This is a genomic window from Gottfriedia sp. NPDC057948, assembly GCF_042887255.1.
Classification (GTDB): Bacteria; Bacillota; Bacilli; order Bacillales; family Bacillaceae_G; genus Gottfriedia.
The window spans coordinates 835,288-857,214 of sequence record NZ_JBHVPN010000001.1 but is presented as its reverse complement, the minus strand read 5'-3'; the positions used below and the strand labels follow the sequence as shown (position 1 = coordinate 857,214).

The 21,927-nt window shown below is 32.6% G+C and carries 23 protein-coding genes and 1 other annotated feature; of the genes, 7 read left to right on the top strand and 16 right to left on the bottom strand.

What is annotated here, in order from left to right:
- Positions 1–29: 29 nt before the first annotated feature.
- A complete protein-coding gene (locus ACFVRR_RS03985) occupies positions 30–620 on the top strand; it encodes a LysE family transporter (protein ID WP_387324852.1) in 591 nt (196 codons plus the stop codon).
- Positions 621–668: 48 nt separating this feature from the next.
- On the opposite strand, the gene ACFVRR_RS03980 is transcribed toward ACFVRR_RS03985, so the two are convergent.
- From ACFVRR_RS03980 to ACFVRR_RS03965, 4 genes are all read right to left on the bottom strand, one after another.
- On the bottom strand, positions 669–1,985 hold the full coding sequence (locus ACFVRR_RS03980) for an APC family permease (protein ID WP_387324987.1): 1,317 nt from the start codon (positions 1,983–1,985) through the stop codon (positions 669–671).
- A 51-nt stretch (positions 1,986–2,036) separates the two neighbouring features.
- Positions 2,037–3,044, bottom strand: a complete 1,008-nt coding sequence (gene tdcB / locus ACFVRR_RS03975) for a bifunctional threonine ammonia-lyase/L-serine ammonia-lyase TdcB (protein WP_387324849.1) — start codon at positions 3,042–3,044, stop codon at positions 2,037–2,039.
- Between the two features lie 147 nt (positions 3,045–3,191).
- On the bottom strand, positions 3,192–4,154 hold the full coding sequence (locus ACFVRR_RS03970; protein WP_387324846.1) for an L-threonine 3-dehydrogenase: 963 nt from the start codon (positions 4,152–4,154) through the stop codon (positions 3,192–3,194).
- Positions 4,155–4,202: 48 nt separating this feature from the next.
- Positions 4,203–5,396, bottom strand: a complete 1,194-nt coding sequence (locus ACFVRR_RS03965) for a glycine C-acetyltransferase (protein WP_098233631.1) — start codon at positions 5,394–5,396, stop codon at positions 4,203–4,205.
- A 366-nt stretch (positions 5,397–5,762) separates the two neighbouring features.
- On the opposite strand from ACFVRR_RS03965, the gene ACFVRR_RS03960 reads away from it, so the two are divergent.
- Complete coding sequence (locus ACFVRR_RS03960; protein ID WP_387324842.1) at positions 5,763–6,053, top strand: hypothetical protein; 291 nt, start codon at positions 5,763–5,765, stop codon at positions 6,051–6,053.
- An 87-nt stretch (positions 6,054–6,140) separates the two neighbouring features.
- Here the strand turns inward: ACFVRR_RS03960 and ACFVRR_RS03955 are convergent, their stop codons facing one another.
- The 4 genes from ACFVRR_RS03955 to ilvA all read right to left on the bottom strand — a co-directional run bounded on the left by ACFVRR_RS03955 (position 6,141) and on the right by ilvA (position 10,468).
- Complete coding sequence (locus ACFVRR_RS03955; RefSeq protein ID WP_387324840.1) at positions 6,141–7,331, bottom strand: MFS transporter; 1,191 nt, start codon at positions 7,329–7,331, stop codon at positions 6,141–6,143.
- Between the two features lie 112 nt (positions 7,332–7,443).
- Positions 7,444–8,544, bottom strand: coding sequence for an alkene reductase (locus ACFVRR_RS03950; RefSeq protein ID WP_387324837.1), 1,101 nt, complete (start codon positions 8,542–8,544; stop codon positions 7,444–7,446).
- A gap of 74 nt (positions 8,545–8,618) precedes the next feature.
- Positions 8,619–8,882, bottom strand: a complete 264-nt coding sequence (locus tag ACFVRR_RS03945) for an ArsR/SmtB family transcription factor (protein ID WP_097978717.1) — start codon at positions 8,880–8,882, stop codon at positions 8,619–8,621.
- Positions 8,883–9,208: 326 nt separating this feature from the next.
- Positions 9,209–10,468 (bottom strand): threonine ammonia-lyase IlvA, encoded by a 1,260-nt coding sequence (ilvA, locus tag ACFVRR_RS03940; RefSeq protein WP_387324834.1) that lies wholly within the window; start codon positions 10,466–10,468, stop codon positions 9,209–9,211.
- A gap of 237 nt (positions 10,469–10,705) precedes the next feature.
- On the opposite strand from ilvA, the gene ACFVRR_RS03935 reads away from it, so the two are divergent.
- Complete coding sequence (locus tag ACFVRR_RS03935; protein WP_097978715.1) at positions 10,706–11,587, top strand: 5'-3' exonuclease; 882 nt, start codon at positions 10,706–10,708, stop codon at positions 11,585–11,587.
- Positions 11,588–11,616: 29 nt separating this feature from the next.
- Positions 11,617–12,387: a DUF695 domain-containing protein gene (locus ACFVRR_RS03930; RefSeq protein ID WP_387324832.1), complete on the top strand. Its 771-nt coding sequence runs from the start codon at positions 11,617–11,619 to the stop codon at positions 12,385–12,387.
- A 174-nt stretch (positions 12,388–12,561) separates the two neighbouring features.
- Here the strand turns inward: ACFVRR_RS03930 and ACFVRR_RS03925 are convergent, their stop codons facing one another.
- From ACFVRR_RS03925 to ACFVRR_RS03905, 5 genes are all read right to left on the bottom strand, one after another.
- A complete protein-coding gene (locus ACFVRR_RS03925; RefSeq protein ID WP_387324830.1) occupies positions 12,562–13,305 on the bottom strand; it encodes a TetR family transcriptional regulator in 744 nt (247 codons plus the stop codon).
- A 92-nt stretch (positions 13,306–13,397) separates the two neighbouring features.
- A complete protein-coding gene (locus ACFVRR_RS03920; protein ID WP_387324827.1) occupies positions 13,398–14,636 on the bottom strand; it encodes an MFS transporter in 1,239 nt (412 codons plus the stop codon).
- 66 nt (positions 14,637–14,702) lie between these two features.
- Positions 14,703–14,954 (bottom strand) — a binding site (T-box leader).
- A gap of 216 nt (positions 14,955–15,170) precedes the next feature.
- Positions 15,171–15,608 (bottom strand): GNAT family N-acetyltransferase, encoded by a 438-nt coding sequence (locus ACFVRR_RS03915; protein WP_387324824.1) that lies wholly within the window; start codon positions 15,606–15,608, stop codon positions 15,171–15,173.
- Positions 15,609–16,419: 811 nt separating this feature from the next.
- Positions 16,420–16,692, bottom strand: coding sequence for a GNAT family N-acetyltransferase (locus ACFVRR_RS03910; RefSeq protein ID WP_097978711.1), 273 nt, complete (start codon positions 16,690–16,692; stop codon positions 16,420–16,422).
- A 1-nt stretch (position 16,693) separates the two neighbouring features.
- Positions 16,694–16,939, bottom strand: a complete 246-nt coding sequence (locus tag ACFVRR_RS03905; RefSeq protein WP_387324821.1) for a (4Fe-4S)-binding protein — start codon at positions 16,937–16,939, stop codon at positions 16,694–16,696.
- Between the two features lie 128 nt (positions 16,940–17,067).
- Between ACFVRR_RS03905 and ACFVRR_RS03900 the strand changes: the two genes are divergently transcribed.
- Complete coding sequence (locus ACFVRR_RS03900) at positions 17,068–17,244, top strand: DUF3977 family protein (protein WP_387324984.1); 177 nt, start codon at positions 17,068–17,070, stop codon at positions 17,242–17,244.
- 46 nt (positions 17,245–17,290) lie between these two features.
- Here ACFVRR_RS03900 and ACFVRR_RS03895 read toward each other — a convergent pair whose 3' ends face one another.
- The 3 genes from ACFVRR_RS03895 to ACFVRR_RS03885 all read right to left on the bottom strand — a co-directional run bounded on the left by ACFVRR_RS03895 (position 17,291) and on the right by ACFVRR_RS03885 (position 19,565).
- Positions 17,291–17,482 (bottom strand): hypothetical protein, encoded by a 192-nt coding sequence (locus tag ACFVRR_RS03895; protein WP_387324818.1) that lies wholly within the window; start codon positions 17,480–17,482, stop codon positions 17,291–17,293.
- Between the two features lie 342 nt (positions 17,483–17,824).
- Positions 17,825–18,928, bottom strand: coding sequence for a spore germination protein (locus ACFVRR_RS03890; RefSeq protein WP_387324816.1), 1,104 nt, complete (start codon positions 18,926–18,928; stop codon positions 17,825–17,827).
- A 148-nt stretch (positions 18,929–19,076) separates the two neighbouring features.
- Entirely contained in the window at positions 19,077–19,565 is a 489-nt protein-coding gene (locus ACFVRR_RS03885; RefSeq protein WP_387324981.1) for a histidine phosphatase family protein, read from the bottom strand.
- Between the two features lie 305 nt (positions 19,566–19,870).
- Here ACFVRR_RS03885 and ACFVRR_RS03880 point away from each other — a divergent pair, with 305 nt between their 5' ends.
- Both ACFVRR_RS03880 and ACFVRR_RS03875 read left to right on the top strand, forming a co-directional pair.
- Positions 19,871–20,683 (top strand): MerR family transcriptional regulator, encoded by an 813-nt coding sequence (locus tag ACFVRR_RS03880; protein ID WP_387324813.1) that lies wholly within the window; start codon positions 19,871–19,873, stop codon positions 20,681–20,683.
- An 88-nt stretch (positions 20,684–20,771) separates the two neighbouring features.
- Positions 20,772–21,455 carry a DUF554 domain-containing protein gene (locus ACFVRR_RS03875; RefSeq protein WP_387324811.1) on the top strand — a complete coding sequence of 228 codons (684 nt, stop codon included), beginning with the start codon at positions 20,772–20,774 and terminating at the stop codon, positions 21,453–21,455.
- Positions 21,456–21,927: the final 472 nt, after the last annotated feature.

The following is a 21,927-nucleotide window of genomic DNA, read 5'->3' as shown; positions in this document are numbered from 1 at the left end:
ATAACATACAACCAAAGGAGGGTTCTATTTTGACTTTAATATCATTTTTGTTATATGTGTTTGTTACAGCTTTTACCCCAGGACCAAATAATATTATGGCAATGTTAGTTGCTAACAAATTCGGATTAAAAAGGTCAGTTAGGTTTTCGTTAGGGGTTGGTTCAGGTTTCTTTGTACTAATTTTATTGTGTGCTTATTTTAGTCTTTTGCTTAAAAGCTTCATTCCAAAAGTTGAATTTATCATGACTATTCTAGGGGTAATCTATATGTTGTATTTGGCCGTAAAAATTATTACGAGTAAGAATATTGGTAATCACAATGATGGAGACAAGAATAACAGTTTTTTAACAGGTATGCTTTTACAATTCATAAATCCGAAAGGTATTTTATATGGCATAACTACAATATCAACCTTTGTCCTTCCAAGTCATACTTCCAATATTAGCCTAATATTCTATTCATTCTTTCTAGCTTTTGTAGGTTTTTTAGGTACTTACTCTTGGGCTGTATTTGGTTCAATTTTCCGAAAGTTCTTATCAAAATATAATAATCAGTTTAATATTGTTATGGCTATTTTATTGATGTTTAGTGCAATTTCAATCCTTTTGGAATCAAGATGAGGGTGCTTTAGAAGGCAATCAAAAAGGTAGGAAAATTTCCTACCTTTTTCATTCATCATCTACTACAACGTGTTTTTTCTGAAACATATAATAAACAGGAAGTCCAATTAACGTTAAACCAATTCCCCAAAATGCTAAAATAGTTTCCGTCATAAGTGTATTTACGACGATAAAGACTCCCCCAATTATTGCGATTGAGAGAACTAAAGGTAAAAAAGGTACCCTATATGGCCTTTTCAGATCCGGTTCTCGTTTTCGTAAAATATAAACCGCAATAAATGTTAATGTATAGAAGATCCAAATGACAAATACTAACATATCAGTTAATAAGTCAAATCCACCTATAAACATCATAAATATGGCAACTATTAGGATAAATAGACCAGCATTATATGGGACTCCAGTTTTAGATAATTTACCAAACCAACTACTAAAAGGAAGTTTTTGTTCTTTAGCCATTACATATGGAATCCTCATACCTGTCATTGTATAGCCATTAATTGTACCAAATACTGAAATCAAAATTCCGATCGAGACGAGTTTCCCTCCAAAATTACTGAATAAAACTTTCGAAACTTCAGTGGCTGGTGTAGATGTACCAGCTAATTGCGCTGCGGTTAATACAAATAAAAATGATATGTTAATCAAAAGATAGACCGCCATTACAGCTGCTAAACCGAATACGATTGCTTTTGGCAAATCATTTTTAGGATTCTTCATTTCGCCGGCAATATTTCCAACAAGTATCCAACCGTCATATGCAAACATCGTAGCAAGTAAAGCTGAACCAAGTGCTGGCAAAAAACTTCGATCACTTCCTACCTCAATTGGAAAAAGCTGAAAAGTCACATTTCCTTCATGTAATAATCCAAATATAATTAAAATCGCCAAAGGAATTAGTTTACAAAACGTAAAAAGTGATTGAATACTACCAGCAGTTTTTGCTCCTAAGAAATTCATCAACGTGATAAAAATTGCAGTAATGACAGCAATAATCGTTACAGTGAATTGATTAGAATTGGCAGGGACCCCAAAAATGGAAACTGCTTGCGTACCAAATATGATTGAAAGTGCAGCAATATTAGCTGGAAAATAAATGATTGTTTGAGCCCATCCAAGTAAATAAGCTGTCAGATCTCCATATGTGTGTTTTAAATAAGCAACCATCCCTCCTGTTATTGGTATGGCTGCGGCAAGCTCAGCACCCGATAAACCAGCACAAATTGTAATGATTCCTCCAATAATCCATGCTAATAAACCTAAGCTTGCAGATCCAGTTGCGCCATATACAGCTGTAGCTTTAAAGAAAACTCCACCACCAATTACTGTACCAATTACAGTAGTTAAAGCTGCAATAAATCCCATTTCTCTTCTTAATTTATTTTCCGACAATAGGATCACCCATTCTTAAAAAAATCACTTTACTTCATTCCCAAAGAAATGTTCACAAACACTGGAAATTCTCTCTAGGTCAACATTTCCACCCGATATGATTGCTACTACTTTTTTATCTTTTATGTATTTTGAAGCTTTACCTGATAAAATTGCTGCTGTCGCTAGGGCACCTGACCCTTCCACAACTGCTTTACCTCGCTGTAGTAAATCCTTCATTGCAACTTCTATTTCATCCTCACTTACAAGAATGATTTCAGTTACTAATTCTTTTACAATTTCATAAGTTAATTTCCCAGGAACCTTAACAGAGCAACCATCTGCTATAGTTGGAGCAATATAATTACTCACTATTTCTCCGGCGTCTAATGATGCTTTCATGCCATGTACATTCTCTGCTTGAACACCAATTATGTCTATTGAAGGGTTAAATGATTTCAAAGCGACTGCAATTCCAGAAATGAGGCCACCACCACCAATTGGAGCAATTATTGTATCAACATCCCAGAGATCATCTAAAATTTCAATACCAATAGTCCCTTGACCAGCCATTATGTAAATATCATCGTAAGGATGGATGAATGTTTCACCAGTTTCATCTCGCACTTTAGCACAATAGTCTTTCGCATCATCAAATGTATCACCGTGTAAAATGATATTTGAACCGTAGCCTTCTGTTGCTTCAACCTTTGCTTTTGGTGCAGTTGAGGGCATGATGATTTTACTCTTAATATGTAGCAGCTTTGATGATAAAGCGACACCTTGTGCATGATTACCAGCTGAACATGCGATAATTCCTTTACTTCTTTCTTCCTCAGTTAAATGAGAAATTTTATTAAATGCACCCCGAAATTTAAAAGAGCCTGTTAATTGCATATTTTCAAGTTTTAAATAAATTTCTCCGTCCGACTTTGAAGTTAAATAAAATGATTTTACTAAAGGTGTTTTTCGTACTTTACCTTCTAAAAGTTCATATGCCGTTTTAATCTCTTTAATCGTTAATGGTAATCCCTTATGATCTAAATTATTCATTTTCTAACTTCCTTTTTTTTCAGCATTTTAATTGATCATTCTTGATACATGATAAGTTTGTGTCAAAGTACTAAACAAAATACCAAAAACAGGAATTAGTAAAGGAAGAGAAAATAAAAAGAAGGAGACAGTGGTCTCCTTCTTTTTTTAGGCTTGAGTTACGTTTAACTTTGCAGCTAATTTGTTTAACATATCTTCAGACATACGATCTAAATCAAATTTTGGATCGAAGCCCCACTCTTCTTTTGCAGCAGAGCTGTCAATTGAATTTGGCCATGAATTAGCAATTCCTTGACGAATAGGGTCAATGTCGAAATCTAATGTAAATTCAGGGATGAATTTACGAATTGATGCTGCGATTTGAGTTGGTTCAAATGACATCGCTGTAATATTAAATGCATTACGATGTTTAAGTTTTGATGGATCTGCTTCCATTAACTTAATAATTGCATCAATCGCATCAGGCATATACATCATATCCATGTATGTTCCTTCACCAATGAATGAAGTATATTTCTTATTTTTTAATGCCTCGTAATAAATATCAACAGCATAATCAGTAGTACCTCCACCTGGCACTGTATCATAAGAGATTAAGCCTGGGAAACGTACGCCGCGAGTATCTACACCAAATTTTTCAAAGTAATAATCACATAATAATTCACCAGCTACTTTTGTAACACCATACATTGTAGTAGGACGTTGGATTGTATCTTGTGGTGTGTTATCCTTTGGTGTTGCTGGTCCAAATGCACCAATTGAACTTGGAGTAAAGAATTTTAAGCTTAATTCTCTCGCTACTTCAAGAGCATTCACTAAGCCACCCATATTTAAGTCCCAAGCTAATGTTGGTTTTGCTTCTGCAACTGCTGATAATAGAGCAGCTAAATGAATGAACGTATCAATTTCATACTTTTTAGCAATCTCTAACATTTTTTCTTTATCCATTACGTCTAAAATTTCAAAATGACCAGTTTCTAAAATTGGACTTCCTTCAAGACGGCGAATATCAGTCGCAACAACATTTTCATTACCGTATTCATTTCTAAGACGCATAGTTAATTCTGAACCAATTTGTCCAAAACAACCAGTAATTAATATTTTCTTCATTCCTTAGTCCACCTTATAGTAATAAAATATCGAAATTAATATTTAAAGTTATTTAATAACGTTTAATTCGCGACCAACTTTTTCATAAATAGCTAAAACTTCATCTAGCATTTCTTTAGTATGCGCAGCTGTTGGCATATTACGAATACGACCAGTTCCAAGTGGTACTGTTGGGAATACGATTGACTTCGCATAAACTCCCTCTTCGTATAAACGTTTAGAAAATTCTTGTGTAAGATTTTCGTCTCCGATAATACATGGTGTAATTGGTGTTTCAGACTCACCAATATTAAATCCAAGTTTTGATAAACCAGCTTTTAAGTAATCACCATTTTCCCAAAGCTTTTCGATTTTTTCTGGTTCTTCAGACATAATACGAATTGCTTCAATACATGCAGCAGCATTTGCTGGTGTTAAAGAAGTAGAGAATAAGAAAGGACGTGCACGAACTTTTAACCAATCGATTAATTGTTGTGAACCTGCAACATATCCACCAACAACTCCAACTGCTTTAGAAAGTGTACCAATTTGGAAATCAATTTTATCTGATAATCCAAAATGCTTAACTGTTCCAGCTCCTTTACCCATAACGCCAGAACCATGAGCATCATCGATATATGTAATTAAGCCAAATTCTTCAGCAATTTTTACAATATCAGGAATATTTGCTACATCTCCATCCATAGAGAAAACACCATCTGCAATGTACATAACTTTTTCATATAAACCACAAGTTGTAGCTTCTTTTGCTTTTTCACGTAAATCATCCATATCTTGGTGTTTTACACGAATAATTTTTGCCCCAGAAAGTCTGCAACCATCGATAATTGAAGCATGGTTTAATTCATCAGATAGAATTGCATCTTTTTTCGTCATTACCGCTGAAATAGCACCCATATTACAGTTAAAACCAGATTGGAATGCAATAGCAGCCTCTGTATGTTTAAATTCAGCAATCGCTTTTTCAAGTTGATCGTGGATATCCATCGTACCATTAATCGTACGTACCGCTCCTGCACCAACTCCATATTTTTCAGTTGCTTCAATAGCAGCTTGTTTTAAACGAGGATGAGTCGCAAAACCAAGATAGTTATTTGAAGATAAATTTATAAATTGTTTACCACTAATTTGAATAGTAGCTTCGTTAGAACCTTCTAAAGAGTTAATCTCATTATAGAGCCCTTTCTCTTTTAACTCAGCTAATTGTGGAGTTAAAAATGCTTCTAATGTCTTGCTTGACATAAATACCAGCTCCTTAATTAAGTTTATTTATCTAAAAGGAGTAAGCCCCCATTTTATATCTATTATTTATTATTAAATAAATATAAAAAATTATCGTTTTATTATTTTCCATTTTTGTAAAAGAAAATTTTTTTATGTACTGATTACAATATACTTATTTGAGGCTTTCCGAATTCAATTATAAATCGGTTACATTGCATTAGGAATACTTTTATTCAAAATTTATTCGAAAAAGGTTGAATTTAAATTATTATAAAGATTCATATAATTCGAATATTATTCAATTTGTTTTTTTAGTAAAATATCTTTTGGTTAAAAATGGGTGAAAGGAGGGATCGTGTTTATTAACGTTTGAGGTGTAAATATATGTTTGAATTGCTGCAAATAAATAATGAAATTTCAAATAAAAGATGTAGCACACTGCAAATAAACATTTGGGAAGTGCAAATAAATAAAGACATTCAAATAAAAGATGTAGCATTGCATATAAACATTTGGGAAGTGCAGATAAATAATGACATGCTGCAAATAAACAGTGAACTGCAAATAAAATTCGAAAACAGCAAAAAAAAATTTCGTATTCTCTCTAAAAAAACTACTAAAACACAAGTACATTCCATTTTTCACATTAAAAGGGGGCACCTATTTGTCAATTAACTCGACACAACAGACAGCCCCAAAAAGTATAAATTATTTTTTCACAAAACTAAGTAATAAATTTTTTTACAACTATAAATTATCCATTTAGGCTCTTATTTGCGTGCCAACCCCTTGTCTAATTTTCTTTTCATTCATTAAATAACGAGATAATCCTACTGTTACAATTAAAGAAACCACTACAGGAATTGAACCCATCCATGTAATTGAACGGATCGACAATTGACTGACTGCAAGCCCTCCGATTGCTGCACCAAATGCAAATCCTAATTGCATCATTGACTGATTTAAACCTAATAAAACATCAGATGATTTAGGAGAAATTGTTGCTAAGTTAAATTGCTGTGTTGCCCCTGATGACCATCCAGAAAATGACCATAATGTAAGGATAATGATCACTGTATTGATTGAACTAGAGATGAATGATAATAATAAAATCGATAAAATATTGAGTACTAATCCTCTTTTTAAAGTAAGAGTAATTCCCCACTTGTCTGCACTGAATCCCCCGAATTTAGATCCAAATAAACTAGCGATACCAAGTAATAAAAGAGCAAAACTTAATACGTGATCGCTCATCTTAGTAGTTTGAATAAGGTACGGTGATAAATAAGTAAATACGATCCCATATCCGCTCATTAAGAAAAAAGTAATCGATAAAGCTAGTGCGATTTTTGGTTGTTTAATCAATGCAATCTGCTGCATTAATGGAATCGGTTGATCACCATTTGTTTGTGGAATTGCTTTAACGATAATTGCTAAAGAAATTAAAACGAATATGGCAACTCCAAGAAAGACTAATCTCCAATCATAAGCAGCTGCTATAAATCTGCCAATTGGGACCCCTATGATTAGTGAAGCCGTAAATCCCATGACAACAGTGGCAATTGAACTTGCCTTTTTATCTGCTGGAGCAATTTTTGCAGCCAAGCTAAGCACAGTTACAACCGTAACTCCCGCACTTAACGCCATTATAATGCGTGCAACCATAAACAAACCGTAACCAGGTGCAATTACTGCTAATAAATTTCCTAAAATAAATACGCTTAAAGAAAATAGTAGTAATTTTCGACGTTCCATTTTGGACAATACGGCCATTAATATCGGTGTACCGATCGCATAGATTAATGAATACACCGTAATTAGTTGCCCTGCAGCTTCAATAGAAATACCAAATTCATCGGCCATTTTATCTAAGATTCCAGAAATAACATATTGTGATGTTCCTACTAAAAAACTTATCATTGCTAAAATATAAATTTTCCCTTTATTTGTCATAAAATAATTCCTCTCAACATAATTATATATTTCTATAAATACCGTAATATGAAAATTTAGAGAAGGAAGCCACTTGATCAGCTTCCTTCCTATTATCTATTCATATCAAAGCTTAGATTAGAACATTTAGATGCTTTTTAACATCATATTCTTCAATTGCTTCACCATTTTTCAAACGGTGTAAAAGATCCGGATTCGAAATTAGAGGACGCCCGAACGCAGCAACATCAATTGTTCCCTCATTGATAGCTTTTTCTGCCATTTCAGGATTTAATGTTCCTACTCCAACAATAATTCCATCCCAGTACTTTCTAACAAGCTGATGCATCGTTTTACCATCTGCAAGTATACGATCAAATTGCATAATCGAAGGGTGTAATAAAGTTGCACCAACTTCTTTGAATGCTTCAATAAATGTACGAATTGCATATTCTGGGTCTTCCCACATATAGCCAGGAATATCAGCTTTATGAGCAGAAAATCGAATCATCGTTCTTTCAGTACCAATTGCTTCGATAACTGCTTTTATTACTTCCTTCATGAAGGTTAATCTTTGTGGAAGATCACCACCGTATTGATCTGTACGATGATTTGTAACATCTGAATTAAATTGGTCGATTAAGTATCCATGTGCAGCGTGAATTTCGACTCCATCAAAACCAGCTTCAATCGCATTTTTTGCTGCTTGAGCATATTGATTGATTACTTCTTTAATATCCTCGGAAGTCATCTCTTCTGGTATATCGTATGGTTTACGAAAACGAGAAACTAATCCTTCTGCAGGAATCGCTGAAGGTGCTTGTGGTGGCATATTTCCAGCAAGCTCGTGATGTGATAATCGGCCTACGTGCCATATTTGAGAAATCATTGTGCCACCCTCTTTATGAACAGCATCAGTTACCTTTTTCCAAGCTTTAATTTGATCCTCAGAATAAATACCTGGAATACCTGGGTAACCTTTTCCTCGTGGGCTAATTACTGTTCCTTCAGAAATAATCAAACCTACTCCATCTGCAGCTCGTTTACGATAATATTCGACTATAGCTTCTCCAACAACACCTGTTTGATCATCTGCAAAACTTCTTGTTAATGGAGCCATTGCAGTACGACTACGTAAATTCCATGCACCTATTTTTACAGGTTCAAAAAGTTTACTTTCTAGACCATTTTCTAATTTTCCCCAACTAGTTTCATCTTTGCTTACTAAACTCATATTCAATTCCCCCTTAGTTTATTCGGTATTTCTACAAATACTGAAATATAAATTAAAATTTTACCGCTTTATTTTTAAAGTAAAGCGGGTGCATATTTTTCCAAAACTTCTCGTTGTAAACTATAGTATCTGAAGGTTCCTTCTTTGCGAACTGTTAGCAAGCCGCAATCAAGTAATGGTTTTAAATGATGTGTCAATGTAGAATTGGCCGATATCTTTATTTGGTTTTTCATTTCTGAACAAGCTAATTCAGATTGCTTAGCAAGTACTTTAACAATTTGTAAACGAGTGGATTCCCCTAATGCTTTATAAACCTTTACTGCAATATCATCGTTCACCACTTTAACCTCCTTTCAAAACCAGCCCTTATTTCAGTATTTCTAGAAATATTGTATTTTAACTAATTTATGATGTCAAGAGTCATGATTGATATAATATAAAAAAATTTGGCTAATTGAAGAGCAAAGAAATAATTCATCTTGTTCACTTAATTTTAGAGTTTTTTTTCGAGAATATACAGTTTTAAGAAATACGTACTTTATTCATGAACCCATTCATGAACTATTTAAAAAAATATATATTGCTCTTGTATATTGTATTTTTTGCGAGAAATGAAAAAACCCCACAACGGAATTAATTACCTTGTGGGGTTTTTCACTTTCTACTAAATGAGTAGATTAAACAATGTTGGATTGTTGTTTATTTCCATGAATTGAATTTCATGACAATTCATTCTCTCAATCAGTGCTTTGTAATCGGATTTATTGGCCAATTCTATTCCAACTAGTGCTGGCCCATTATCTTTACTGTTTTTCTTTGTGTATTCAAACCTCGTAATGTCATCGTTTGGTCCTAATACTTTATCAAGAAATTCACGTAATGCGCCAGATCGTTGTGGGAAGTTGATGATGAAATAATGTTTTAGTCCTTCATGAATTAAAGACCTTTCTTTTATTTCTTGAAGTCGGTCAATATCATTATTTCCACCAGATACGATACAAACGACATTCTTTCCTTTTATTTCATCTTTAAATAATTCTAAAGCCGATACAGACATAGCTCCAGCGGGCTCTGCAATGATTGCATTTTTATTATAAAGCTCTAAAATCGTTGTACAAATCTCACCTTCTGGAATAGCGACAATTTGGTCGAGTACATCTCTACAGATTTCATATGTTAAATTACCAACTTGGCCAACCGCTGCTCCATCTACAAATTTCTCAATAAAAGGTAAAGTTACAACTCTTCCATTTGCAATCGATTCAGCCATCGAAGCAGCACCCAGCGGCTCTACTCCAATTACCTTAGTTGAAGGACTAATCCCTTTTATGTAAGTTCCAACTCCAGAGCTTAATCCACCTCCGCCGATTGCGACGAAAATATAATCTACTGGACGGTCAATTTCATTTAATATTTCAACTGCTACGGTACCTTGCCCTGCAATTACATCTTGATCATCAAATGGATGAATAAATGTCATTTGATTTTCATTGCAATATGCTTGTGCATTTTGATGAGCAATATCAAAGGTGTCACCGATTAAGATAACTTCAACAAATGGTCCACCAAAGAATTTCACTTGTGAAACTTTTTGATTCGGCGTTGTTGTTGGCATAAATATTTTCGCATACACCTGCAAATGATTACATGTATATGCTACGCCTTGGGCATGATTGCCTGCACTTGCACATACAACCCCTTTTTGTCTTTCTTCATTAGACAAGTTGCTAATTTTGTAATATGCTCCTCTAAGCTTAAATGAGCGGATTATTTGTAAATCCTCTCGCTTTAAAAATACGTTACAATCATATTTTTCACTAAGCATTGTACTAATCTGCAAAGGTGTTTTATTCGTAACTTCTTTTAACGTATTATAGGCAACTAAAATATCCTCAATCTTAACAGTACTTTTTACTTTCTCCATATAACTACCTACCCTTTGCATTTTTTTATATAAATTCCATTATAGTAAAAGTTAGTTAATAAATAAACAGAAAATTCAATTTCCTAATGAAAGTTTTATGTCAATTTACATAAATTAAATAAAATGTGCCTACTAACGGTTCTTTCATTCTAATTGGCAGTAATACACTAGTTATCATTTTCAGTAGGATATGCTATCATTTTTATATTAAATATATAGATATTAGGTGATTTAAAAATGGAAAATCAATCTTTATTATTAATTGATGGCTTTAACTTATTAAGTAGAGGCTATTTTGCAACTTCTTATGGGAGAAGTGATGAACAACTTTCTAAGACGAAAGATGGCGTTTATATAAATGCATTAAGAGTCTTTATTCCAAAGCTTTTTAACTTAATTAAAGAACATAACATTACTCATCTTGCCATTACTTGGGATGTTAAACGTGAAGAAACTGACCGTCGAAATAAATATGATTTTTATAAAGCAACTCGTGGAGAATTACCAACACCACTTATTGAACAATATTTCACTTTAAAAACAGCATTAGAAGAAATCGGTATTGCTCAACTAGAAATGGCACCGTATGAAGCCGATGATTTAATGGGTACTTTATCAAATAATTGGTCTAATTCTGTTAAAAATAAATGCTATATTTATAGTAATGATCGAGACTTACTACAATTAATAAACGAGCATACATCTCAAATCATTGCTCAAAAAACAGGTGAAATTGTATACTCTCTTGAGCACTTCAGTAATGATTATGGGATCCATCCGAAACAATGGGTTGATGTAAAGGCATTATTAGGTGATTCTAGTGATAATATACCTGGTTGCCCTGGAGTAGGAGAAAAATCGGCTATTCCATTAATTCAACTTTATAACTCAGTTGAAGAATTGTACGAGAATATGGAAAATCTTGATTCTAAATTTAATCGCTACAAAAAGAAATTAGAAGCTGGGAAGGACTCTACTTTTATTAGTAAAGAGCTTTCTGCAATAACAATTGATATACCTCATTTTGCAGAATATACATTTGAAGATTTAAAAATTAATATTGATGAAGATAAATTATCACTTAAACTTGAGGAATTAGAAATTCGTGTGAAGCGATAAAAGTCAAATTTTATTTAGGAGAAATATAAATGTCTGAGTATTGGAATGCGTATTTTAGTTTTATAAATGATAAACCCGCTACTGTAGTATTAGATATGGAAGTAACTGAAGAAGTAAACATTGAAGATTATCCAACTATTGTTTGTATAAAACTACAATTAAAAAATCCAGACGAACGAGGTTTTCCTAGCAAACATGAAATAGAAGTTTTAGAAAAAGTTAATAAAGATATTGAAAAACGTATTAATCTAAAGCTCTACCTTAATGTTGGAAGAGTTACGACTGATGGTTTTAGGGAACTTGTCTATTATACTTCTGAACAAGATCCTAAAATGCTTATCGAAGCTGCTGAACAAATTATTGAAGCGAATGATTACGAATTTGAAATGTATGGTATGGATGAACAAGAACTATGGGAATATTATTTCGAATTTCTTTATCCAAACCAATACCATCTGCAGCATATAAGCAATGCTGAATTAATCGAGCAATTACAAAGATCTGGTGACAAATTAAAATTACCTCGTAAAGTTGAACATTTCATTCTATTCAATGATGAAATAAAGATAAAAGAGTTTATTAGTGAAATAGCAAAAGAAGGTTTTAATTTTGAAGGAAAGTATTCAAATAATGATGAAGATTTAGATGAAGAGTATGAATTTACCGTACGTATTTCTAGATTAGATCATGTTGATCTAGATAGCATCGATGAACTAACTAATTACTTAATCGAAGCTTCAGAGCATTTCGGTGGTAATTATGATGGATGGGAAACTCTTGTGATCAAAGATAAACATTAACTTCAGTATAAAGAAAAGAACACTACCGTTTTTGAGTAACTAAAAAAGTAGTGTTCTTAATCATTTAGGAATTAACTTCTGATGGTTGATTCTTATAATAATTCATAAAAATCATCCATTAATAAAAAAGTGCTAAAAAAGGATGCAATCATTTCAATAACTATATATCAATGTTTAAGAAAAACTGAATTCATCATCTTTTATTATCCTATGTAATCTTATAAATTTATCTGACTTTGAAATGAAATGGTTACTTTCACCATTACCTAATCCTCTTGCTATCCCATCGATTCTCCCTATCATTTCATGTTTTTTCTTCCCAATTTCCCAACAATAAAGCTCATATTTTGAGCTATAGCCACCATAAAAATATGCATACTTACCTCTTATACTTATAGCATGTGAACCTCGAAATTCCCCTGGGACTTTATAAGTTTTTATGTCTCTTGATTCAGGATCTAGTTGTATCAATGGAAATTCAGAATATGGAAATAGCCATATAGACGAACCCTTTCCTTTAGAAATTGCATAACAATCATCTATACTCGGGCCTTTTAACAAATCAGAGTGATATCTAAAAAGAACTTTGCCTTCTAAGCTGAATAACACTAAACCCTCTGTAGAAATTCCACTTCCAAAAACACCTTCATCAAAATAACTAATCCAAATTCCTTCCTTACCTACTTGGACATCTTCTACTCCATCTCCACAGTAAAAGGAATCTACTATAATACCATTCATATTTATAATAAAAACATTATCTTTGTTTAATACTTCCCTAGAGTTAAGAAGTACTACTAGGCCATATTCATCTTTCCAATCTGCGTCTATTATTTCGTATGTATCAAAGCTAGATTCTAATTTTGAAAATGCAACAGTATCTAAAATTAAATCATTTAAATAATTCCCTCCAAACACGTTTAAACTATGATTCTAATCTTTTTAAAATTGAACTATCTAATGCGTTAATTGAATAAAACGAAAATTTTTTTTACTTAATTCTAAAAACACTATTTATATCCAATTCTTCTGAAATAGTTTTCGCTTGAAGGTCGAATAATAAATACACTTAAAAATAGCGCTAAAAATAACATAATAAAACTACCAGTAATTACTGACATTTTAACCGATACATAGTGAGAAGAAAATCCGATTAGCATAGTTGAAACGATCACTAATATCGCCTCAACAAAACCATAGATACTTCCAACTCTTCCCATTATCTTAACATCTACGTTGGATTGGTAAAATGTATCAAATCCCGTATTTGCAAAAGACAACGCAAATGATAATAAGAAAAATCCGAGCCCACCCATTGAAAAAGAATTAGAAAATGAATATACGATATATCCTAATGATAAAAAAATTGTCCCAATCCCCATAAGCCAAGAAGGTGTTAGTCTTTTTGCAAAAATTGTATTGATAATTGCACCTATACCAATTCCTGCACCAGCAATACTTACTAGAACTCCATATTCTGTATTACTCAAATGAAGTACGCTCTTTGAAAACACTGCTTCTAATGAATCAATAGCGGCCGTTAAAACTAATATACTATTAAACAAAAAATAAATTATCATAACGTAACTTAATTTACGGCTAAATTTTAAAACCTCAGTAAAATCTTTCTTAATTAGTTTGATGGAGAGCTTCTCATATTTTACATTTCGCACTGCTACCTTATCTAAATCAGGCAAACAAGCTGTAACAATTCCTGAAATGAGAAACGAGATCGCATTAATATTAATAGCGAACATTGGTGTACCAATCATAAAAAGTAGACCTGCAATGGCTGGTCCAGTTAGGAATCCTCCAGATTGAACTAAACTACGCAAAGCATTGAAGCGAATCCTCTGATTCTGTGGAATTAATTTAGTTATATAAGTTGTTGAAGTTGGATAAAACATTGAACTTCCCATATTAACGATAAAGACGATTACAAAGATCAGAAAGACTGATGATATACTTGGTAATAAGAATATTAATAATCCCCTCAAAAAATCCAAAAATACCATTAAATTCCTTTTGTTAAATCGATCAATTAAACTACCAGCCCATAGGTTAGTAAGTATTGTTGCTAGTGGTTTCAAGACATAAAGAGTGGATACAGCCAAAACAGATTTAGTCATATCAAAAATAATTAGATTTAGGGCGATTAAATAAATCCAATCTCCAATATTTGAAACGCCTATTCCAAATAGTAAAAGCAAAGGTTTTTTCCGAGTAACATACAACTTATTTTTTATCATTTAACACCTCTAAATAAATATTTTTAATCTGTACAAATAAAAAAACTCGCCCTCCAAGACCGTAGTCTTGGGGACGAGTTTACCTATCGTTTCGTGGTGCCACCCCAGTTTGTTAATATGTCATCATATTAACCTCGTTAAGTACATTAAAAAACATACTCAAGCTCTATAACAGGAGCGCCTGTCATACCATCGCCATTATTGGTTCCGATATGAAACTCAGAGTCTTGCTTCAATAGTACATTCATACTCCTTTTCACCAACTGGAGTTCTCTAAGATGAATGAATTCTATTTACTCTTCTCTTCAAAGTTTTTTATTTTGTTTTTATATTATTATAACTTTTCTGTCTTATTTGTCTACTGCTTTTTATTTATTCATTATTGCCACTATCCTGCCATTTAGGTCCATATAAAAAATAATTGTTTAAAAAATTAGGCTCTGCTATATCAGGTTGATTTTTCAATAAAGTGTTGGGATTTTACTGGTTCCCTAATTTTTAATAAATTCCGCGTTTTATCTGTAAACAGTTGTTTTAAATAGGCATGCTCATCGTAATGGTTCTATTTTTGAATCCAGTTTTTTCATACAGTTTAATGGCTTGATTACCTGCGTATACACTTAAACGAACTTCTGAATATCCATCTTGTTTAAGATGTTCTATACCAGAGTCTATCAATGGTTTTGAAATTCCATTTCCTCTAAATTGCTCTAACACAAATAATTCATAAATAAAACCATATTTCTTTTCAGTTAATTGGTCTTTACTTGCTCCTATAAGAATCCAACCCATTAGATTATCATTTTCAGAAGCTATTAAGTAATAGCTTCCTTTCTGCAATAACGGTTCAATAAGTTGTTTTATTTTTTCATCTGATGGTTTTGCCTCGCCTAATGTACCATCGAATAAGGCTTGTGGCGAAAGCGATAGAATCTTTTTATATTCCGACTCATTTGGTTTTCTAATTTCCATAAATTGAGTCCCCCCTCCAAAGCATTAATCTATCTACCAACGGTACTACGCTGCTATCCGACTCCCTACATCTGCTTTTGGTTTCCTTGCTTGTTATCACTTGTACACCATACTCTTCTATTAAATGAAAAGACCGGTAGAGTCTCCCAAGTTGCTGTATCATATCAATGTGTTACGTGCCAAGGTCTCTGACTCCGGAGAGGCTTTCCCCTTCTTACCTTAACGAAAGGTAAAATGTTGCTTTCTACTATGCGTAAGGCATCAGCCCTCTCGATTTACTAACATTTCAAAGCTCAATCCCTTCAACCATTTGGCTTTCGGCCCGCAACCTAACTGTCTACGCTTAAAGATTAAAGTTACCTTTAATCCTCCAAGACTCGCTACGAGTGAATGCTAGTTCTTTCTGGACAGGAATCCCACCCGCTATATGATCCGACCTAAGCTCGGTCGCACACGCATGCATTAGTTGCATTTTAAAACACTTTATTTACTTATTTTTCACAACAAAAAAAGCGCTCCTTAGAACAATGTTCATAAGGGACTACTCCCGTTAAAACATCGCACCTAAGAACGCTATAGAATGTTCGATATCCAGCGGACTTAAAAAGTCGACAAATAAAAAGAAAAATGAGATAAACTTAGTATATTAGATTTGTAAATTTATAACAATGCTATTAAGCCAATTTTACAAATACTCCCCTGACTTTTCCATACATCCCTTTTTGGTACTCATATGTAATGATGTTAACATGATGGATAGAAAAAAATGTAAAAAAGGACGATTGTTGCCATCATTTAACAATGTGTATATTTACGCAAGCATATCTTGATATTCCTTTTTGCGTTCAAATTCAGCCTTAGCAAATGGACAAAGTGGCACAATCTTTTTGTCTTGTTCTCTCATCTCTTCTACAACAGAAGCAACAAGTTTACTGGCAATGTTTTGTCCTCGCAAGGATTCATCGACAAAAGTATGATCAATGATCACTTTTGATGCTCCAGCTTGTACAAATGTAATTTCAGCGACAATTTTCCCTTCTTCATTCTCAATGAAGTGTTTTTTCTCTGCCTTTTCAATATTCATATTATTTATCCTCCTTTTTATAAATATATTGTAGTGCACCACTTGGACATAAATCGATCGTTTTCATAGCTGAATCTGCTTCTCCATTATCAGCAAGAATCCATGGCTTTCTTTTTGTATCAAACACTTTCGGCATTGTCCTTACACAATTACCTGAATGTGTACAGATATCTTTGCTGAAATAAACTTCAATCTCTTCTCCAGAATATTTCCGATATCCTTTACTTAGTAGGTCTTCTTTATTCATTTCATAATCCCTTCTCATTTTGTATATTTTCTCCTATTTTTAAGCAAACCAATTTTAAATAAACACACTCATTTATTATTAGACATCTAACCTAAAAAAAAGCACCTCCAAAATGTCGATAATTATTTATACGACTTTGGGAGTGTTTTTTCCTTTGTCTGAGGTTTTTATTTGACCGGATCCAAACCTATATAAGAATTTGGCGAGCTAAAACAGTTATTATAATTGACTCTAAAGAAGGCTTTAAACAAATAAAAAAGAAACCTAATCATTTTAAATTTATTTTTGGGTTTAGTAGTTGTTAATTCCTTATAGAACTAATGCTGATTTAGTTGAATAAGATTACATTTATTAACCAAAAATTTTGTTGATTAACGGAATGATAATACTGAATATTATTGGAAGAACTAAGAAACCAAAACTCAACGCAACTAATTTTCCAACAGAAGATAGACCCTTATTTTGTTCAACTTTTAATTTATCAAGTTTTTCATTTATTTCTCTTAATTCTTTTATAATCTCAATATTAAATTCATTAGACATTATTTAAAATCTCCTTCCTATTTAAGAATATTTTATTAGGTTTATTTACTCTGTTTTTTTAGAATTAATTGGGTAATTATGTATTCGTTAAGCTTATTCGACTATCCTGCAATTTAAATAAAATAGAGGATGATCCTGTGATCATCCTCTATTTGTTGTTTAACTAAAGCATTAGTTCGTTGCATAGCGTTCAAACGTACCAGGCATATTCTGTGAATTCATTCCATTCCACTTTAAAACTTTTCATCTTAAGTTTAATAGACAATTTCGTTGTTGTTCTAACACCTAATAAGAGACAGAAGCAAAAAAACTAACAGTAAGACTAAAAGAAACCATACTTTGTTATGATTTTGCTTTATACTTCCACTTTTTCAATTTTAAGACAAGCAGAAGTAGCGGCGGTTGTATACCAAATAAAAAAAACGCAACATTGCCCATCGTATCCCCAAGTTTAAATAGGTCATTCGTATTTTTCGGGGTCATGGAAATGATATAAATAACCGGAAGCAAGCCAAACATAAATGGATGAATGTTTTTTTTAAAGAGTTGGGCAAGCCCCAAAGAAGCAGCATAATGACTAACGTTAAAGCAAGTAAACATTTGCATTATCCATATTACAAGCAACAAAGACTCAAACCGTTCAAATAGCAAACCAGGCATTTCAAAACTTCGCACGAGATCAATCGTTGGCCAAGTTTTGGTTACTACATCATCGACGGATAGTCCACCGATGACCATTACGATAGTTATCAAGTAAAAGATCATTGGGATGAAAATTCCAACTAAAACAGCTTTTACTGCTTTGTTTGGCTGTTTCATATACGCCATTATAATCAACATGCTTTCAAAACCTATATATGAGAGAGCCGTTGTTTTGATTCCTTTTAGTACGGGCATGATCCCCAACCCCAGTACCGGGCGCAGATTATCCACTTCAAATATTTTAAAACTCATAAAAGCAACCACCAAAAAAACGCCGACCGTAATGGGGAGAATAATTTCAAACAGACGGGCAATCGGATTTATGCCGCCCGTAATTAAATAGAGACCTATCCACATAAATGGCATCGCGATGGCCCAAGTTGGGGTACCTTTCAACAAAAATAAACTTGTTACTTCTACTAATGCACAGATATGAAATCCACCCATCATTAAAAAATAACATACAAGGATTAGACTTAGTAACTTACCCATCCATTTCCCTACAATTTCTTGGCTGTATTGATAAAAGGTTTTTCCTGGAAACCGTTGTCCTAATTTGACCATAATAACTCCTGCCACCATCGCAATCAGCCCGCCTAAAATTACAGTTAACCAGGTATCTGGTGTTTTCACTTTCTCTGTAGCTGCTCGTGGCAAGGTCAGAATTCCCGTTCCAAGTATATAATTGATAATGATAACAACTACTTGAATTGTTGTAATACGGTCTTTGGGGCTAGTAATCATCGCAGGTCACTTCCTTATTCACAATTCAGGATTACTACTTTCTGAAGGCTCATTTCTTCTTATTTTTCCACATTTCTTCTTATTAAACGGTACAATTTTACATTTCCAAAAAAGAATAAAAATTATGCATATTGTATTCATGTGAAGTTTACATAATTGCAAGCCTTCCAATATCAGGATTGCTTAAACTTTTCCAATTCTCAAAACCGAATTCTTTGTTAAACTGTTTTATAATTAAAGACATCAAATTCCCATGTGTTACAACAATTGTAATTTGATTTTCACTTTTGATGATTTCATCTATTACGCTTATTGCACGATTAGTAGCTTCTTGATTTGATTCACCGCCATCGAATTTTAATTCTAAATCTTCAAATGTGGCTTTTAATTTTTCAAGCCAGTCAGGTAAATCAATCGAGCTTAGCTTACGTTCAGACAGTCGCTCATCGAGAACAATGTCTATTTTCTTTTCATTACTTGTCGGTTCGATTGATTGAATTGCACGTAAAAAAGGGCTTGAAATTATTTGGTCAACTTTAATCTTTGAGAAAAAATCACTCAATTGCTTAGCCTGTATTGAACCTCGCTTCGTTAGATTTGCTTCAAATGGCTGTCCTTCTGGTTCACAGTGTCTAATTAAATAAATCTCTTTTTTTCATTTTACCAGCCCCTACTTTTCATTAATTGATTGAAATTTTACTAATTTTCTTTCTTTTTTCTTATAATCATTAACCATCCTAATTTTGATGATTGAATTTTCTAGTTTCCAAATTGAATAATTTTTATTAATTGATGACGTTTCGAATTGAATGTATTATTTTAATTACAACAATCATTCGGGAAGGTAATTACATTTATCAAAAATTTAATGTTATTGAAATTAAAGAATATTTGATTTTAAGGAATATCATTTTCATGGCAAAATAGAGGAGTTTTCAAGAAATGAAAGAGTATTTTACAATTGGTGAAGTATCAAAATTATTCCAAGTCAAAATTGCGACTCTTAGGTATTATGATCAGATTGGTCTCTTACGTCCGGAATTTATCGATAAAAAGACCAACTATAGATATTATTCAACACAGCAGTTTGAACGGTTGAATTCAATAAAATATTTGAGGGCTTTAGATTTACCAATAAACGAAATTATAGATTTTTTTAATTATCGAGAAATTGATGCTCTTGTTGAAATGTTAAAAAAACAAAAAGATGAAGTTGCCCAAAAAAAGAAAGAATTGGAGAATATTGAAACTAAAATATCGCGTCGCCTATTGCAAATTGAAGATGCTGTTAGTACACCTTTAGATAAAATTTCGGAAATAACACTTCCTGAGATGCATGTAGCATATTTACGTCATGATTACGTTATAGGTGATGACATTGAATTACCTCTTACAGCGTTAAGGAACAGTTTTGGAATTAATGAGGAAATTTTTTTAGGGAAAATTGGCATCTCGATCTCAGCTTCTAATTTAAAAAATAATGTATTTGATAAATATTCTAGTATTTTCATGATACTTGAAGATGGTGATCAAATTCCTCCAACCTCCATTCTTATTCCATCAAGAAACTATTTGAGAGTTCGATTTAAAGGTACTCACATTGATGCAGTTGGTTATTATAAAAAATTGTTGAGCTATATGCAAAAACACGATTATGATCTGTTAGACGATTCGTTTGAAATTACACTTATTGATTATGGCTTTACCAACGATGAAGAAAAGCATGTCACGGAAATTTTATTACCTTATGAGTAAACTTAATGATAAAAACCCACTTGACCCTCTAGTAACTAGAGGGTTTATTTTTTATTAATACACTATTAATAAAAGGAGAAATGGAATTATGTTTGGCACGATTTTTAACACAATGATGATTATAGCCGGGAGCTTGATCGGAAGCATCTTTAAAAAAGGGATTAAAGAAGAATATCATGAAATTCTTATGCAGGCGATGGGATTAGTAGCTTTAGGTTTAGGTATAAACTCACTAGTTCAACATTTGCCTTCCAGCAAATATCCAGTTCTTTTTATTGTAAGTTTAGCTATAGGTGGATTAATTGGGCAAAAACTAAAGTTAGAATCAAGATTTAATAGTTTTGTTAATAAATATTCTAAAGGTAATTTAGCTGAAGGGTTATCAACCGCTATTTTATTATTTTGTATTGGAACATTATCGATATTAGGTCCAGTAGAAGCAGCCTTAAAAGGAGATTACACGTATCTCCTAGCAAATGGTACCTTGGATGGTATTACTTCGATTGTTTTAGCTTCTACTTTTGGGATCGGAATTATTTTTGCTGGTATCGCTTTATTTACGTGGCAGGGTTCCATCTATTTAATTGCAATACTAATGAAGAATTCCTTAAGCAATGATCTTCTAAATGAAGTGACGATTGTAGGAGGTATATTAATTATAGCGTCAGGCCTAAGTATATTGGGGATTAAGAAATGTAATACTTTAAATCTACTACCATCATTACTAATTCCTCCTATTGTATTTTTATTTATGCATTTATTCCATTTATAATGTTTGTGAAATTAGTTAAGAAGATTAGGGAACCTCACAAAATGAAGTTTCCCTTAATTACTATATAAAAATCAACATGTAAATGAAACAGAGCAAATAATAAGGTATTCCTAAACAAAAAAAATTGGAGTTTATTTGAACTCCAATTTCTCTTTCTATATTAATCTGTCTAAAAATACGTTTATAATTAAAAACTGAAGTTAAAAGTATTTTATTTATCCAGCTTTTTAATTATCCAACCACAAATGATAATAAATGCAACACAGCCAATCCCTACGAGTACCATTAACATTCAATCATTCTCCCCATTTAACGATCCCAGTCAAAATATTTTTATGATAGTGCTTTATTCACTCAATATAAATTCACATTGTATATAATAAAATTCCCCATCTCAGCCCCATAAACAAGCTTAAAACCATCCTTGTTATAGATAAAGAACAAACTGATAGAGTAAACCGTTATATTTTTT